This is a genomic window from Arthrobacter sp. TJ-263 (assembly GCF_058269155.1).
This window is the reverse complement of sequence record NZ_JBZCNE010000003.1, coordinates 391280-405666: the sequence shown is the minus strand read 5'-3', so window position 1 is coordinate 405666 and position 14387 is coordinate 391280. Positions and strand designations below refer to the sequence as shown.

The 14387-nt window shown below is 71.4% G+C and carries 15 protein-coding genes; 12 read left to right on the top strand and 3 right to left on the bottom strand.

Annotated elements, in window-relative coordinates:
* Nucleotides 1-35 precede the first annotated feature (35 nt).
* Nucleotides 36-368 carry a hypothetical protein gene (locus AC4D2F_RS16075; protein WP_146067425.1) on the top strand — a complete coding sequence of 111 codons (333 nt, stop codon included), beginning with the start codon at nucleotides 36-38 and terminating at the stop codon, nucleotides 366-368.
* Here the strand turns inward: AC4D2F_RS16075 and AC4D2F_RS16070 are convergent.
* Entirely contained in the window at nucleotides 365-1513 is a 1149-nt protein-coding gene (locus AC4D2F_RS16070) for a diacylglycerol/lipid kinase family protein (protein WP_104168180.1), read from the bottom strand. The genes AC4D2F_RS16075 and AC4D2F_RS16070 overlap by 4 nt on opposite strands.
* Nucleotides 1514-1580: 67 nt before the next feature.
* On the opposite strand from AC4D2F_RS16070, the gene serS reads away from it, so the two are divergent.
* Nucleotides 1581-2870 carry a serine--tRNA ligase gene (gene serS, locus AC4D2F_RS16065; RefSeq protein ID WP_490911492.1) on the top strand — a complete coding sequence of 430 codons (1290 nt, stop codon included), beginning with the start codon at nucleotides 1581-1583 and terminating at the stop codon, nucleotides 2868-2870.
* Nucleotides 2871-2904: 34 nt separating this feature from the next.
* Complete coding sequence (locus AC4D2F_RS16060) at nucleotides 2905-3741, top strand: HAD family hydrolase (RefSeq protein ID WP_490911491.1); 837 nt, start codon at nucleotides 2905-2907, stop codon at nucleotides 3739-3741.
* 44 nt (nucleotides 3742-3785) lie between these two features.
* On the opposite strand, the gene AC4D2F_RS16055 is transcribed toward AC4D2F_RS16060, so the two are convergent.
* Both AC4D2F_RS16055 and AC4D2F_RS16050 read right to left on the bottom strand, forming a co-directional pair.
* Nucleotides 3786-4415 (bottom strand): hypothetical protein, encoded by a 630-nt coding sequence (locus AC4D2F_RS16055; protein ID WP_490911490.1) that lies wholly within the window; start codon nucleotides 4413-4415, stop codon nucleotides 3786-3788.
* Between the two features lie 136 nt (nucleotides 4416-4551).
* A complete protein-coding gene (locus AC4D2F_RS16050) occupies nucleotides 4552-5118 on the bottom strand; it encodes an inorganic diphosphatase (protein ID WP_104167473.1) in 567 nt (188 codons plus the stop codon).
* A 171-nt stretch (nucleotides 5119-5289) separates the two neighbouring features.
* Between AC4D2F_RS16050 and dacB the strand changes: the two genes are divergently transcribed.
* The 9 genes from dacB to folK all read left to right on the top strand — a co-directional run bounded on the left by dacB (nucleotide 5290) and on the right by folK (nucleotide 14386).
* The gene (gene dacB / locus AC4D2F_RS16045) at nucleotides 5290-6723 is read left to right on the top strand and encodes a D-alanyl-D-alanine carboxypeptidase/D-alanyl-D-alanine endopeptidase (protein WP_490911489.1); all 1434 of its coding nucleotides are present in this window, start codon (nucleotides 5290-5292) and stop codon (nucleotides 6721-6723) included.
* A gap of 74 nt (nucleotides 6724-6797) precedes the next feature.
* A complete protein-coding gene (locus AC4D2F_RS16040; RefSeq protein WP_490911488.1) occupies nucleotides 6798-7955 on the top strand; it encodes a zinc-dependent metalloprotease in 1158 nt (385 codons plus the stop codon).
* Nucleotides 7948-9075: a tRNA lysidine(34) synthetase TilS gene (gene tilS / locus AC4D2F_RS16035; RefSeq protein ID WP_490911487.1), complete on the top strand. Its 1128-nt coding sequence runs from the start codon at nucleotides 7948-7950 to the stop codon at nucleotides 9073-9075. Before AC4D2F_RS16040 ends, tilS begins: the two co-directional genes overlap by 8 nt.
* Before the next feature lie 3 nt (nucleotides 9076-9078).
* Nucleotides 9079-9630 (top strand): hypoxanthine phosphoribosyltransferase, encoded by a 552-nt coding sequence (gene hpt, locus AC4D2F_RS16030; RefSeq protein WP_104167465.1) that lies wholly within the window; start codon nucleotides 9079-9081, stop codon nucleotides 9628-9630.
* A 178-nt stretch (nucleotides 9631-9808) separates the two neighbouring features.
* Nucleotides 9809-11878: an ATP-dependent zinc metalloprotease FtsH gene (ftsH, locus tag AC4D2F_RS16025; RefSeq protein ID WP_104167463.1), complete on the top strand. Its 2070-nt coding sequence runs from the start codon at nucleotides 9809-9811 to the stop codon at nucleotides 11876-11878.
* A gap of 76 nt (nucleotides 11879-11954) precedes the next feature.
* Nucleotides 11955-12572 carry a GTP cyclohydrolase I FolE gene (gene folE / locus AC4D2F_RS16020; protein WP_052274024.1) on the top strand — a complete coding sequence of 206 codons (618 nt, stop codon included), beginning with the start codon at nucleotides 11955-11957 and terminating at the stop codon, nucleotides 12570-12572.
* A gap of 10 nt (nucleotides 12573-12582) precedes the next feature.
* Nucleotides 12583-13491: a dihydropteroate synthase gene (folP, locus tag AC4D2F_RS16015; protein ID WP_104167461.1), complete on the top strand. Its 909-nt coding sequence runs from the start codon at nucleotides 12583-12585 to the stop codon at nucleotides 13489-13491.
* Nucleotides 13488-13895, top strand: a complete 408-nt coding sequence (folB, locus tag AC4D2F_RS16010) for a dihydroneopterin aldolase (RefSeq protein ID WP_104167459.1) — start codon at nucleotides 13488-13490, stop codon at nucleotides 13893-13895. Before folP ends, folB begins: the two co-directional genes overlap by 4 nt.
* Nucleotides 13892-14386 carry a 2-amino-4-hydroxy-6-hydroxymethyldihydropteridine diphosphokinase gene (folK, locus tag AC4D2F_RS16005; RefSeq protein WP_104167457.1) on the top strand — a complete coding sequence of 165 codons (495 nt, stop codon included), beginning with the start codon at nucleotides 13892-13894 and terminating at the stop codon, nucleotides 14384-14386. The genes folB and folK overlap by 4 nt, the downstream gene beginning before the upstream one ends.
* Nucleotide 14387 lies beyond the last annotated feature (1 nt).

Below are 14387 nucleotides of genomic sequence, written 5' to 3'. Positions count from 1 at the left end.
AACGAGGAGCGCATCCTCCGATGAAAGGCAGCATCATGACCGAGAACTCGCACGAAGGACACATCGTGAACCCCAACAAGGGTGACGGCTCGACGTCGGATCCCAACTGGCACGGCGACGCCGGCGACCAGGGCAACGATCTCCGCTTCGCGGAGGAGCAGGCGCTGATCAACGAGCAGGCCGAGGGCGGGTCGGCCGGGGACGCCGTCGAGGACGAGGGCCACTACACCAGTGCCGAACCCGCAGGCGGGTCGGGCGGGTACACCTCCGCCGAGAACCCGGCCGAGGAGGGCGAGTACACCGACAAGGACAAGCCGCTCGTCGATACGCCCGAGGGCGAGGGCGGATACACCGACCGCGACCGCTAGGAGCGGCCGCGGGACTCCTGTCCTGCGGGGAGCGGCGGTCGCCGCCAGGACGGGAGCGACAGGGCCGGAGCGGACCCCGGTGGTCCGGGGACCGGAGGCGGCACCCGCACCATCAGGGCACCCGGATCCGCGCGGGCCGTCATCGACGTGACCGTCCCCGAGGCGTCGCCGTCGAGTTGCGTGGCGATCGGTTCCCCGGACCACACGGTGACCTCACGGGCGCGGTAGTAGCTGATGACGGGGATGCCGCCGCGGTGCCGGAGGAGGATCTTCGCGGCCATGAAGGTCCAGCCGAGCAGGCTCCGCGGACTGAGCACCACGACGTCGAGGTAGCCGTCGTCGATCCGCGCGTCGGGCACGAAGTCCACGCCGGCCGGCAGCTTCCCGCAGTTGGCCACGAGGAGGCTGCGCACCTTCCGGGTCTGCGGGGGCTGGCCGTCCAGGCTGATCGAGATGCGCCGCCGTCTGCCGGGCAGGTGCCGCATGCCGGCCTCGCTGTAGGCGAGCCAGCCGTACTTCTCCTTGAGGTCGTCCTTGGTGGCCGCCATGACGCTCGCGTCGAAGCCGATCCCGCCCATCACGAGGAAGGGATACTCCGACACCGTCATCGTGTGCTCGTTGCGGAGCGTGATCCGTCCCATGTCGATCCGCCGTTCGAAGCCGTGCAGCGCGAGGCGGAGGCACCCGGCGACGTCGTTGTACGGCAGGCCGAGATTACGCACCAGCAGGTTGCCGGTCCCGAGCGGCAGCAGGCCGAGGGCCGCGGGCTGGTGCGCGAGGGCCCGGGCGACGGCGCGCACCGTCCCGTCCCCGCCCGCGGCGATCACGAGGTCCGCCCCGGCCGCCAGGGCCTGCTCCGCCTGCCCCGTGCCCGGGTCCGCGATCGTCGTCTCGAGGATGAGCGGAGGGGTCCAGCCGGCATCGGAGCACGCCTGTTCCACGAGCGCCCGCGCGGCGTGGGCCTGCAGCTTGGTGGGATTCAGGACGAGGGCCACACGCTGTGGCCCGCTGCCCACCGGTACGGGTTCATGGACGGACGCCGTGGGCGTCCGGGTCTGCTGGAGGCGTCGCACGGACCAGTAGGACTGGATGGATGCGACGGCGGCGGACGCCGCAGCGGTCCCGGCGAGCAGTTTGCGGCGCATGATCACCCACAATAGCGGCCCGTCCCGCCGGGCCGGGCGGGGACCGGAGGTTGGGTAGTCTTAGCGGGTGATCGACGTCAACGACCTCCGCCTGAATCCCGAGCAGTTCCGAGCATCACAGCGTGCCCGCCGGGCGGACGAGTCGCTGGTCGACGCCGTCCTCGCCGCCGACACGCGCCGCCGTGAGGCCGTGACGGCCTACGAGACGCTCCGCGCCGAGCAGAACGCCTTCGGCAAGAGGGTCGCCCAGGCCAGGGGCGAGGAGAAGCAGGCGCTGCTCGTCGAGGTCAAGGAGCTCGCCGGTGCCGTGAAGGCCGCTGCAGCGGCATCCGAGGAGGCCAAGGCGGACCAGGAGACCCTGCTGCGGAAGCTCCCCAACCTCGTGCAGGAGGGCGTGCCGGAGGGTGGCGAGGACGACTACGCGGTCGTCAGGAAGGTCGGGACCCCCCGCGACTTCACGGCCGAGGGTTTCGAGCCCCGTGACCACCTCGAGATCGGCGAGCTGATCGGGGCGATCGACATGGAGCGGGGCGCCAAGGTCTCCGGATCGCGCTTCTACTTCCTGAAGGGCGTGGGGGCGCGCCTGGAGCTGGCCCTGCTGCGGATGGCGCTGGACCAGGCGATGGAGGCCGGGTTCACGCCCATGATCACCCCCACCCTCGTCCGCCCCGAGACCATGCAGGGCACCGGCTTCGACATCGCCCACGACGCCGAGATCTACCGGCTCGAGGCGGACGACCTCTACCTGGTGGGCACCTCCGAGGTCGCCCTCGCCGGATACCACTCCGACGAGATCCTCGACCTCGGCGCGGGTCCCCTCCGCTATGCGGGCTGGTCGTCCTGCTACCGCCGTGAGGCGGGCTCGCACGGCAAGGACACCCGCGGGATCATCCGCGTGCACCAGTTCAACAAGGTGGAGATGTTCACCTACACCACGGTGGAGGACGCCCCCGCGGAGCACGAGCGCATGCTGGCCTGGGAAGAGGAGATGCTCGCGAAGGTGGAGCTGCCCTACCGCGTCATCGACACCGCGGCCGGCGACCTCGGCATGTCCGCCGCCCGCAAGTTCGACTGCGAGGCGTGGGTCCCCACGCAGGGCGACTACCGCGAGCTGACCTCGACGTCGAACTGCACCACCTTCCAGTCCCGCCGGCTGAACATCCGCGAACGCCGGGACGGGGACGGGCAGAAGGGCACGCGCGCCGTCGCGACCCTCAACGGGACCCTCGCCACCACGCGCTGGATCGTCGCGATCCTCGAGCACCACCAGAACCCGGACGGCTCGGTGACGGTTCCCGCCGCCCTGCGTCCGTACCTGAACGGACTGGAGATCCTTCCCGTACTGGCGCCACGCTAGCCGCGTCTCGGGGGCGTCTGCTTCACTAAGGGGTATGACTACTCTGACCAACGCCGGCATCGATGACCGGCAGGACAACCGCACACAGCATCTGGTCGCCCTCGACGTCGACGGCACCCTCGTGGACCACGAGGGTGTCATGACGGACGAGGTCCGCGACGCCGCCCGGGCCATCATCGAAGCCGGGCACGACGTCATCATCGCCACGGGGCGCTCCCTCGGGGCCACCCTGCCCGTGATCGGGCTCCTCGGCATCACGCGGGGCTATGCCGTGTGCTCCAACGGGGGCGTCACGCTGAGGATCGACGCGGCCCTCCCCGGGGGGTTCGAGGTCATCGACCGCGTGACCTTCGACCCCAGGCCGGCCCTCAGTGCGCTGCGGGACCGCCTGCCGTCCGCCAAGTACGCCCTGGAGGACGACCGCGGCAGGTTCCTCTCGACCGAGAGCTTCCAGGATGCGAGCTTCGGCTCGGAAGCGGAGAGCGTCGGATTCGAGGAGATGCTCGAGTCCCGCGCCGTGCGCGTCGTGGTCTTCAGCACCGACAGTTCGGCCGAGGAGTTCGGCGAGGCCGTCGCAGCCATCGGCCTGCACGGCGTCACCTACTCGGTGGGCTGGACCGCGTGGCTCGACATCGCCGCAGCGGGCGTCACGAAGGCCAGCGCCCTGGAGGTCCTCAGGGACCGCCTCGGCACCTCCCGGGCGCACACGGTCGCCGTGGGCGACGGCCGCAACGACATCGAGATGCTCCAGTGGGCGGGGCGCGGCGTCGCCATGGGGCAGGCGCCGGACGAGGTGCGCTCGGTCGCCTCCGAGGTCACCGGCAGCGTGTACGACGACGGCGCGGCGAAGGTCCTCCGCTCCCTCGTCTGACCCCCCTCGTCCGACCCCCGGAGACCAGCGGCCGCTCCCGCCGATCAGTAGGCCAGGGCCGCGGCGGGGAGGGACGCGGGACCGTGCGCGAGGTCCAGCAGCCGTGCCGCGGCGGGCCGCGTGGCCCACTCCTCCGTCCAGTGGGACCGGACGACGGCCCGGCTGACCGCCTGCGTGGTGATCCCGAGTTCCTGCGCCACGTACTTCTGCTGCCCCCGCGCCCCGGGCGTCATGAGGTCCACGACGGCCCACTCGGCGTCCGTCCGTGTGGCGACGATCTGGCCGAGCAGCCGCAGCACGGCCTCCGCCTCGGCCGCGATGTCGCCGTCCGGCCCCTCGACCGCGAGCGGAATCCGTTCTCCGGTCCTCCGGGCCCTGTCCACCGCGCGGCGGGCGTACACGAGGCCGTAGCCCTCCGCGTCCACGAGGCGTTCGGGCACGGGGGGCGTGAGGCCGCCGACGCCGACGCCCACGTGCCAGCGCCGGTGGCGGAGGGCGCGGAGCGCCGCCTCGACGGCCGCCGTCGCCGAGTCCGTCACGCCCTGCACCTCGTCGCCGACGGACCGCTGGAACGGCACCGCGGCGGGCACGTGGCGCAGCGACCTCAGCAGGTCGGCGGTGAGGTCCCCGGCCTCACGCGAGTCTCGCTGGTTGATCGTCAGGACGTAGTGCATTGCATCAGTATGGAGTCCCGAGGATGCGAATCAACGCAAGTGCGTTGATTTCGCGTGCGTTCGGGCCCTGGACATACGGGAGCCCCGGCCGTCCTCCCGATGGGACGACGGCAGGGGCTCCCGTGCGGCTCCCCGGCTAGCGTCCCTCGGGCGTCTCCGTGGCGTTCTTCGCCTCGACGTCGACCGAGCGGCCCTGCGGCTCGTCCTCCGCGCTCACGTCGCCGAGATCCTTGAAGCGCTGCAGGGATGCTTCGACCTCGGCCTCGGCCTCCTCGCGCCCGGCCCAGTCCGCGGCCTCGACCCACTTGCCCGGCTCGAGGTCCTTGTACTTCGTGAAGAAGTGCTTGATCTCGTCGAGCAGGAAGTCCGAGACGTCGGACAGGTCCTGGATGTGGTCGAAGCGCGGGTCCACGGGGACGCAGAGCACCTTGGCGTCCCCGCCGCCGTCGTCGACCATGTTGAAGACGCCGATGGGACGCGATTCCACGAGGACGCCCGGGATGAGGTCGAAGTCCTGCAGCATGACCAGCGCGTCCAGCGGATCGCCGTCCTCGCCGAGCGTGTTCTCGAAGTAGCCGTAGTGCGTGGGGTACTGCATGGCCGTGAACAGGACGCGGTCGAGGCGCAGCCGGTGGGTGTCGTGGTCGATCTCGTACTTGACGCGCGAGCCCTTCGGGATCTCGATGGTGACGTCGAGCTTCATGGCAACTCCTGGGGTAGGTCGGTGGTGTCGGCCCGCGGCCGCGCCCTCGGGAAAAGGGGGCTCCGCGGTCTACTGTTTGATCGTCAGCCCTAACATATCGGTCGTCCGCCGGTACCCGGGCATTCTCCGTACCTGCAGTGCTCCTCCCGGCACTGCGCGAAAGGACACCCCGTGCGCCCGCTCCGCCTGCTGGCCGGCCTCCTCCTGGTCCTGGCCATGGCAGCGATCGCAGTGCCCGTGGCCACCCACCTCACGCCGGGCGTGCTGGCCGCGGTGGCCCCGCCGACGCCGGTGGCACCGCCGGTCACGCCGGCGGCCCAGGTCCCGCCGACGGCCGTGGCCGTGCCCGACGTCGTCACCCCCCTCTCGCCGTCGGCCCCGGCCCCCGACCCGGCCGTGCTGGGGCCGGAGCTCGACGCGGCCCTCCGGATCCCGGGCACGGGCACCTTCGCCGGGACCGTCCTCGACTCCACGGACGGGAGCGTCCTCTACGCCCGGGACGCCGCGCGACTCCAGGCGCCGGCCTCCAACATCAAGCTCCTCACCGCGGTGGCCGTCATGACGTTCGGGCAGCCGGGGCAGGTCCTGACGACGTCGGTCCTCGCCGCGGAGTCGACGCCCGGGGCCCTCTATCTCCGCGGCGGCGGTGACGTCCTCCTCGGTTCCGGGACGTCGGATCCGGACGCCGTCGTCGGGCGGGCCGGCCTCGGGACCCTCGCCGCCGAGGCGGCCGCCGCCCTGCCCGGTCCGGGGACCTACACCGTGTACCTCGACGACACCCTGTTCGTCGGGGCGACCCTCAACCCCACCTGGGCGGAGGGGGACGTGGCGGCCGGCGAGATCGCCCCGGTCCACTCCCTGGCCGTCGATTCCGCCTGGCTCGAGGAGGGGCGCAGCGGAGGGCCGCGCTCGCAGGACGCAGCCCTCGACGCGGCCCGCGTGTTCTCCGCGGCCCTCGTGGCGGCGGCCGCGGACCGCGGGATCGTCGTGGTCCCGGACGTGCAGCGCCGGGCGGCGCCCGAGGACGCCGAACCGCTCGCGGCCGTCGACTCGGCACCCCTGCAGGACCAGGTCCGGCGCATGCTGGAGATCTCCGACAACTACCTCGCGGAGGCCCTGGCCCGCATCGCCGCACGCGAGAGCGGACGCCCGGCCTCGTCCGGTGGGGCCACGGAGGCCATCGCGGCCGCCGCCGTGAGGACCGGCGTCCCCGGCGAGGGACTGCTGGTCGGGGACGCAGCCGGCCTGTCCACCCGGAACGCCCTCTCACCCGGCCAGCTCGCCGCACTGATGCGCGGGATCACCACGTCGGAACGGCCCGGCGTCGCGGCCATCGCCGGATCACTGCCCATCGCAGGCCTCACCGGGACCCTCTCCACCCGGTTCACGGCGGAGGACGGGCCGGCCGCCGCCGGAGCGGGCACCGTCCGCGCCAAGACGGGGACGCTGAACGCGGTCACCGGGCTCACGGGACACGTGGTCACCGCCGACGGGCGCCTCCTCGTGTTCTCCTTCCTCGCGGCCGGGCTCGACGGCACCACGGTCGAGGCACGGACGGCCGCCGACCGTGCGGCCGCGATCCTCGCCGGGTGTGGCTGCCGCTAGCGGTGGCCGAGCCGGGTCGTGGCGCCGATCCGTCCCTGGGAGCCGCGGTCGGCGGGATGTGATCGAATAGGCGCATGTCCAGGAACGAGTCAGCCACGCCCCGCCCGCAGCTGGTCAACTGGGATGTCGCAGCCTCCACGGCCGCGTCCCTGACCCCCGCCGGACCCACCATGACCCCGGCCGACATCAACCGTGCCGTGGAGAACATGCGCCACCTCGCGGGCGCGTCCGTGAACCACGTCCACACGATCTCGCGGCTCGACGCCGCCCGCGACCTGCGGGACTCCGAACTGCTGATCGTGGACCGCGCCTCCTGGTCCCGGGCCAATTCCCAGAGCTTCCGCGCCCTCATGGAACCCGCACTGGACCACCTCGCCGCAACCCGCCCCGAGGTCCTGAAGTCCGCATCGCTGACCCTCGGCGGGACCGTCACGGGGGCGCAGCTCGGAGCGATCCTCGCGTTCCTCTCCAGCAAGGTCCTCGGCCAGTACGATCCGTTCGTCCCCCCGCGCACCGGGCTCGGCGGCCGGCTCATGCTCGTGGCGCCGAACATCATCTCGGTGGAGCGGGAGCTGAACGTGGACCCGTCCGACTTCCGGCTCTGGGTCTGCCTCCACGAGCAGACGCACCGGGTGCAGTTCGCGGCAGCGCCCTGGCTCAAGGACCACATGACCGGCAACATCGGGCAGCTGACCTCGGGCCTGATGGAACAGGCGGACACGCTCTCCGAACGGCTCGGCGCCGCCGTCAGGAACATCGCCGCGGCCAAGGCGCGCTCCCGCGGCGAGGCCGTGCCGAGCGATGGGGGTGCAGCGACCGAGGGTGTGCCGCCACGGCCCGCGGGCGTGCTCTCCCTCCTGCAGGCCCCGGAGGACAAGGCGCTCCTGTCCCACCTCACCGCCGTCATGAGCCTGCTCGAGGGCCACGCGAACGTCGTCATGGACGGTGTGGACGGCAGCATCGTCCCGTCCGTCAAGACCATCCGCCGGCGCTTCAACGCCCGCGGCAAGTCCCGCGGCCCCCTCGAGAAGATCATCCGGCAGCTGATGGGGCTGGACGCGAAGATGCGCCAGTACAGCGACGGCTCGAAGTTCGTGCGGAGGGTCGTCAGCCAGACCGGGATGGACGGCTTCAACGCGGTATGGGAAGCGGCGTCGCACCTCCCCACCGAGCGGGAGATCCACGCGCCCGACGAGTGGATCGACAGGATGAGCCTGCGCCGTCATGGCTAGGCGCCCGCGCCTGCTCCCGGCGGTCGGCACCGCACGCAACCTGCTCGCCGCGAGCCTCCAGGGACTCCTGGCGGAGCCCGTCCGGCCGGCAGGGGACGGGACGCCGCCGGAGCCCGCGCACCTGCCGCTCGTCCTCGTGGCCTGCAGCGGCGGCCCCGACTCGCTGGCCCTCGCCGCCGTCGCGGCGCACTTCGTGCACACCGGGCGGTGCCGCGTGGGCGCCGTCGTCGTCGACCACGGACTGCAGGCCGGGAGCGCCGGCACGGCCGAGCAGGCCGCCGCCGCGGCCCGGGGCCTCGGACTCGACCCGGTCGAGGTGCGTCGCGTCACCGTGGAGCGTGACGGCATGGGCCCGGAGGCCGCCGCGCGCGGTGCCCGCTACGCCGCGCTCGACGACGCCGCCTCCCGGCTCGGGGCCGACGCCGTGCTGCTCGGTCACACCCTCGACGACCAGGCGGAGCAGGTGCTGCTGGGCCTCGCCCGCGGTTCCGGCACCCGGTCCCTGGCCGGCATGCCGGAGCGCCGCGGATCCTACCTCCGGCCGTTCCTCGAGCTGCGCCGGGCCGACACCGAGGTGATCTGCGACTTCTACGGCCTCGACCCGTGGCACGACCCCACCAACCTCGACCCGTCCTACGCGCGCTCCCGCGTCCGCGGCGAGGTGCTGCCGTTCCTCGAGGACCAGCTGGGGCCGGGTATCGCCCGGGCGCTGGCGCGGACGGCGCGCATCCTCGGGCAGGACGCCGACCTCCTCGAGCAGCTGAGCGCCGAGGCGTACGCGTCCCTGCGCACCGGGGGCGACGACGGTGCGGTGCTCCTGCCGGAGGAGGGCCTGCGCGCGCTGCCCGCAGCGCTCCGGCAGCGCGTCCTCGCGCTCGCGGCCCTCGACCTCGGCGCGTACCAGCCGAGCTTCGAGCGCCTCCGCGCCGCCGAGTCGCTGCTGGACAGGAAGGGCTCCGCGGGTCCGGTGCAGCTGGGCGGGAAGGTCAGCGTGCACCGCCAGGTGCGGGGGCGATCGGTTCTCCGGGGAGAACCAAGCTATGGCAGTCTTGTTCTACGGAACAATGGCAGCAACAACGGTCCCGGCGGGAAGCAGTTCCGCCGGCCAATCCAGGAGTAATCGGTGGATTCGAACGACGTCCAGGCAGACCTCAAGCACGTCCTCTATACCCGGGAGGAGATCCAGCAGCGGATCAACGAGCTCGCGGCCCAGATCGACGCCGACTACCAGGGCCGGGACATCCTCCTCGTGGGCGTGCTCAAGGGTGCGGTGATGGTGATGGCGGACCTCGCGCGGGCCCTGAACTCCCACATCACGATGGACTGGATGGCCGTGTCCTCCTACGGGTCGGGCACGCAGTCCTCCGGCGTCGTGCGGATCCTCAAGGACCTCGAGACCGACCTCATGGGCAAGCACGTCCTGATCGCGGAGGACATCATCGACTCCGGCCTGACGCTCTCCTGGCTCAAGGCCAACCTCCTGTCCCGCGGTCCCGCCTCGGTCGAGATCTGCACCCTCCTGCGGAAGCCCGAGGCCGCGAAGGTCGAGATCGACGTCAAGTACGTCGGCTACGACATCCCCAACGAGTTCGTCGTCGGCTACGGCCTCGACTTCGCGGAGAAGTACCGCAACCTCGATTTCATCGGCACCCTGGCGCCGCACGTCTACGAGTAGGACCCCCGCCCCGCCGCGTGCCGCCGATACGCCAAGAGGGAACTATTGGCCTGATCCGCGCGTGGTCAATCTCGGACGGTGTATATGTTGAGGTGCTCAGGGGGCACCTGCATGGCAGCGCGCCCGCACATTTTTACTTGCATCAGCAGGAGGGACAGGGCTTGCCGCCCTGAGACGAATGAAATTCAAGAACATCTTCAAGGGGCCCATCTTCTGGATCGTCCTGGCCGTCGTGGCGCTCCTGCTGGTCCTGCCCAGCCTGTTCGGGACGGGCAGCTCGCGCGTCGACACGAACATCGGGCTCCAGCTCCTCGAAGATGACCAGGTCTCCCAGGCCAAGATCTACGACGGCGAGCAGCGCGTGGACCTCACCCTGCGCGAGGACTACGAGGACATGGGCAAGAGCGTCCAGTTCTTCTACAGCACCGCGCGGGCGGAGGGCGTGGTCGCCGCGATCGACGACTCCGCCACGGACGGCTTCACCGACCAGCCGGCCGAGAGCAACTGGCTCCTCAGCCTCGCCGGCCTGATCTTCCCGATCCTCATCCTCGGCGTCATCTTCTGGTTCCTCCTCAGCCGCATGCAGGGCGGCGGCTCCAAGGTCATGCAGTTCGGCAAGTCCAAGGCCAAGCTCATCACCAAGGACATGCCCCAGGTCACGTTCAACGACGTCGCCGGTGCGGACGAGGCGGTCGAGGAACTGCTCGAGATCAAGGAATTCCTCCAGGAGCCCGCGAAGTTCCAGGCCCTCGGAGCCAAGATCCCCAAGGGCGTGCTCCTCTACGGACCTCCCGGGACCGGCAAGACCCTCCTCGCCCGCGCGGTCGCCGGCGAGGCCGGCGTGCCGTTCTACTCGATCTCGGGCTCCGACTTCGTGGAGATGTTCGTCGGCGTCGGCGCATCCCGCGTCAGGGACCTGTTCGAGCAGGCCAAGAACAACGCACCCGCCATCATCTTCGTCGACGAGATCGACGCCGTCGGCCGCCACCGCGGTGCCGGCGTGGGCGGCGGCAACGACGAGCGGGAGCAGACCCTCAACCAGCTGCTGGTCGAGATGGACGGCTTCGACGCCACCACCAACGTGATCCTGATCGCCGCGACCAACCGCCCCGACGTCCTGGACCCCGCCCTCCTGCGCCCGGGCCGCTTCGACCGCCAGATCGGCGTCGAGGCCCCGGACATGAGGGGACGCGAGCACATCCTCAGCGTGCACTCCAAGGGCAAGCCGATGGCCCGCGGCGTCGACCTCAAGGGCGTCGCCAAGAAGACCCCGGGCTTCACGGGTGCCGACCTCGCGAACGTCCTCAACGAGGCGGCGCTCCTCACGGCACGCTCCAACGCGCAGCTGATCGACGACCGCGCCCTCGACGAGGCGATCGACCGCGTCATCGCCGGACCGCAGAAGCGCAGCCGGCTGATGAAGGAGCTCGAGCGGAAGATCACGGCCTACCACGAGGGGGGCCACGCCCTCGTGGCCGCGGCCCTCCGCAACACGGACCCGGTCACCAAGGTGACCATCCTGCCGCGCGGACGCGCCCTCGGATACACCATGGTGATGCCGAGCGACGACAAGTACTCCGTGACGCGCAACGAACTCCTCGATCAGCTCGCCTACGCGATGGGCGGCCGGGTCGCCGAGGAGATCGTGTTCCACGACCCCTCCACGGGTGCCTCGAACGACATCGAGAAGGCCACGGGGACGGCGCGCAAGATGGTCACCCAGTACGGGATGAGCGAGCGCATCGGCGCGGTGAAACTGGGCCAGGGCGCGGGCGAGCCGTTCCTCGGACGCGACATGGGCAGCGACCGCGACTACTCCGACCAGCTCGCCCTCGTGGTCGACGAGGAGGTGCGCCGCCTCATCGACAACGCGCACGACGAGGCCTACCAGATCCTCACCGAGAACCGTGACGTGCTCGACCGCCTCGCCCTGGAGCTGCTCGAGCGGGAGACGCTCAACCAGGCCGAGATCGCCGAGGTCTTCACCCACGTCCGCAAGCGCGAGCTGCGGGAGGTCTGGCTGTCCAAGCAGACCCGTCCCGTGCACTCGCTGCCGCCGGTCACCTCGCGCAAGGAACGCGCCGAAGCCCTCGAGGGGGGTCAGCCCGCCCCGGAGACCGTGGCACCGCAGGACCAGATCGCCCACGCCAACCTCCCGAACGACTTCGACGTCCACGAGTCGGAGCTGCCCTCGCCCGAGGCGTCGGAGAACGGGTCGCGAAGCAGCACGGACAGCACCGACCGGTAGGACGGCCGGTCCTGCAGAGGGACGCCCTCGGCCATGGGGCCGACGGCGACGAGTGCCACACCTGAGGGGAGAACCCGTGACAGATTTCGACGACGAAGTGGTGGATGCAGCCCTGGCCGCCACCGGATCACCCGTCGACCAGCTCCGCATCCAGCGGGCGGTCCGGGAGATCCTGGCGGCCATCGGGGAGGATCCCGAGCGCGACGGACTGCTCGAGACCCCGAAGCGCGTGGCGAAGGCCTACGCGGAGATGTTCTCGGGGCTGCACCAGGACGCCGGCGAGGTTCTCTCGACGTCCTTCGACATCGACCACCAGGAGCTCGTGCTGGTGAAGGACATCCCCTTCTACTCCACCTGCGAACACCACCTGGTGCCGTTCCACGGGACGGCGCACATCGGCTACATCCCCTCGGCGGACGGGCGCGTCACGGGCCTGAGCAAGCTCGCGCGGCTCGTCGAGGTCTACGCCCGGCGCCCGCAGATCCAGGAGAGGCTGACCAGCCAGATCGTTGATGCGATGATGGAACACCTGAAACCCAAGGGCGCCATCGTCGTCATCGAGTGCGAGCACATGTGCATGTCGATGCGCGGGGTGCGGAAGCCCGGCGCCAAGACCGTCACGTCGGCCGTCCGCGGCCAGCTCCGTGAGACGGCGACGCGCGCCGAGGCCATGAGCCTCATACTCGGAAGGTAGGACCGACCCGATGGATTCACTCGCCGCCACGCCCGGAACCGGACCGGCGACCTCGCCGCTGCCCGTCATCCGGCCCGTCCGCGTCGCCAGGACGGTCCAGGACCTCCCCGGGGACCGCGCCGCCGTCCTCGGCATCCTGAACGTCACGCCCGACTCCTTCAGCGACGGCGGCCTGTACGCCTCGACGGACGACGCCATCGGCCACGGGCTGCGGATGCACTACGGGGGAGCGGACATCATCGACGTCGGCGGCGAGTCCACGCGCCCCAACGCCCGCGAGGTGCCGGTCGAGGAGGAGCTGGCGCGCGTCCTGCCCGTCATCACGGCGCTCGTGAAGGCGGGAGCCCTGGTGAGCATCGACACCATGCACGCGGAGACCGCCCGGCAGGCCCTCGACGCCGGCGCCTCGATCGTGAACGACATCTCCGGCGCCGGCTACGAGGACGCGATGCCCGCGCTGGTCGCCGAGCGCAACGTCCCCTACATCCTGACGCACCGCCGCGGGACCGCCGCGACGATGGGCGGCCTGGCGGAGTACGACGACGTCGTCGCCGACGTGGTGCGCGAGCTCACCGCGCTGCGCGACCGCTTCGTCGCAGCGGGGGTCGCCGCCGAGCAGATCATCCTCGACCCCGGGCTGGGCTTCGCGAAGACCGACGAGCAGAACTGGGCCATCCTGCAGAACCTGGACGCCTTCACCGGGCTCGGGCACCGCGTCCTCGTGGGTGCGTCCCGGAAGCGGTTCCTCGGAACCCTGCTCACCGCCGCGGGGAAGACGGCCGCACCCGTGGAGCGCGACCACGCCTCGCTCGCCGTCGCGACCCTGGCCGCCGCGGGCGGCGCGTGGGGCGTCCGCGTGCACGACCCCGCCGCGACGCTCGACGCCGTCAAGGTCGCCGCCGCCGGCCGCCGACCATGACCGTGCAGCCCGCCCCCGGCCGGTCGGGCTCGCCCTCCGGGGACCTCGACACGGTCCAGCTCACGGGCATCACGGCCACGGGCCACCACGGCGTCTTCGAGCACGAGCGCCGGGACGGCCAGCCCTTCGCCGTGGACCTCACGCTCCACCTCGACCTGCAGCCCGCGGGTACGAGCGACGACCTCGCCCGGACCGCGCACTACGGCGAGGTGGCCGAACTGGTGCACGGCATCATCCAGGGGGATCCGTTCGACCTCATCGAGGCCCTCGCGGAGACGATCGCCGCGGCGATCCTCGCGGCGTTCCCCGTGGCGGCCGTCGACGTCACCGTCCACAAACCGAAGGCCCCCATCGCCGTACCGTTCGGCGATGTGGCCGTGACACTGCGCAGGAGCCGGGCGTGAGCAGCACCGTGCGGTCCGTGCTGGCCCTCGGCAGCAACCTCGGGGCGAGCAGCGACACCCTCGTGCGCGCCGTCGCCGACCTCGTGGGATCGGACGACGTCCGCCTGCACGCGGTGTCGCCCGTGGTGCGCACCAAGCCCGTCGGCGGGCCGGAGCAGCCCGACTACCTCAACATGGTGATCGAGATCGAGACGGACCTGGGCCCGTACGAGCTGCTCGCCCACTGCCAGGCCGTCGAGGAACGGCATCACCGCACGCGCACCGTCCGCTGGGGTCCGAGGACGCTCGACGTGGACATCATCACCTACGGGACCTGGGTCTCCGACGACGAGACCCTGACCGTCCCGCACCCCCGCGCAGCGACCCGCGCCTTCGTCCTGCAGCCCTGGGCGTGGATGGATGCGGGTGCCCGGCTCGGGGGACGGCCCGTGGCCGAACTCGCCGCGGAAGCCGGGGACCTTGCGGGCCTGGTGCCGTTCGAGGGAGTCTAGG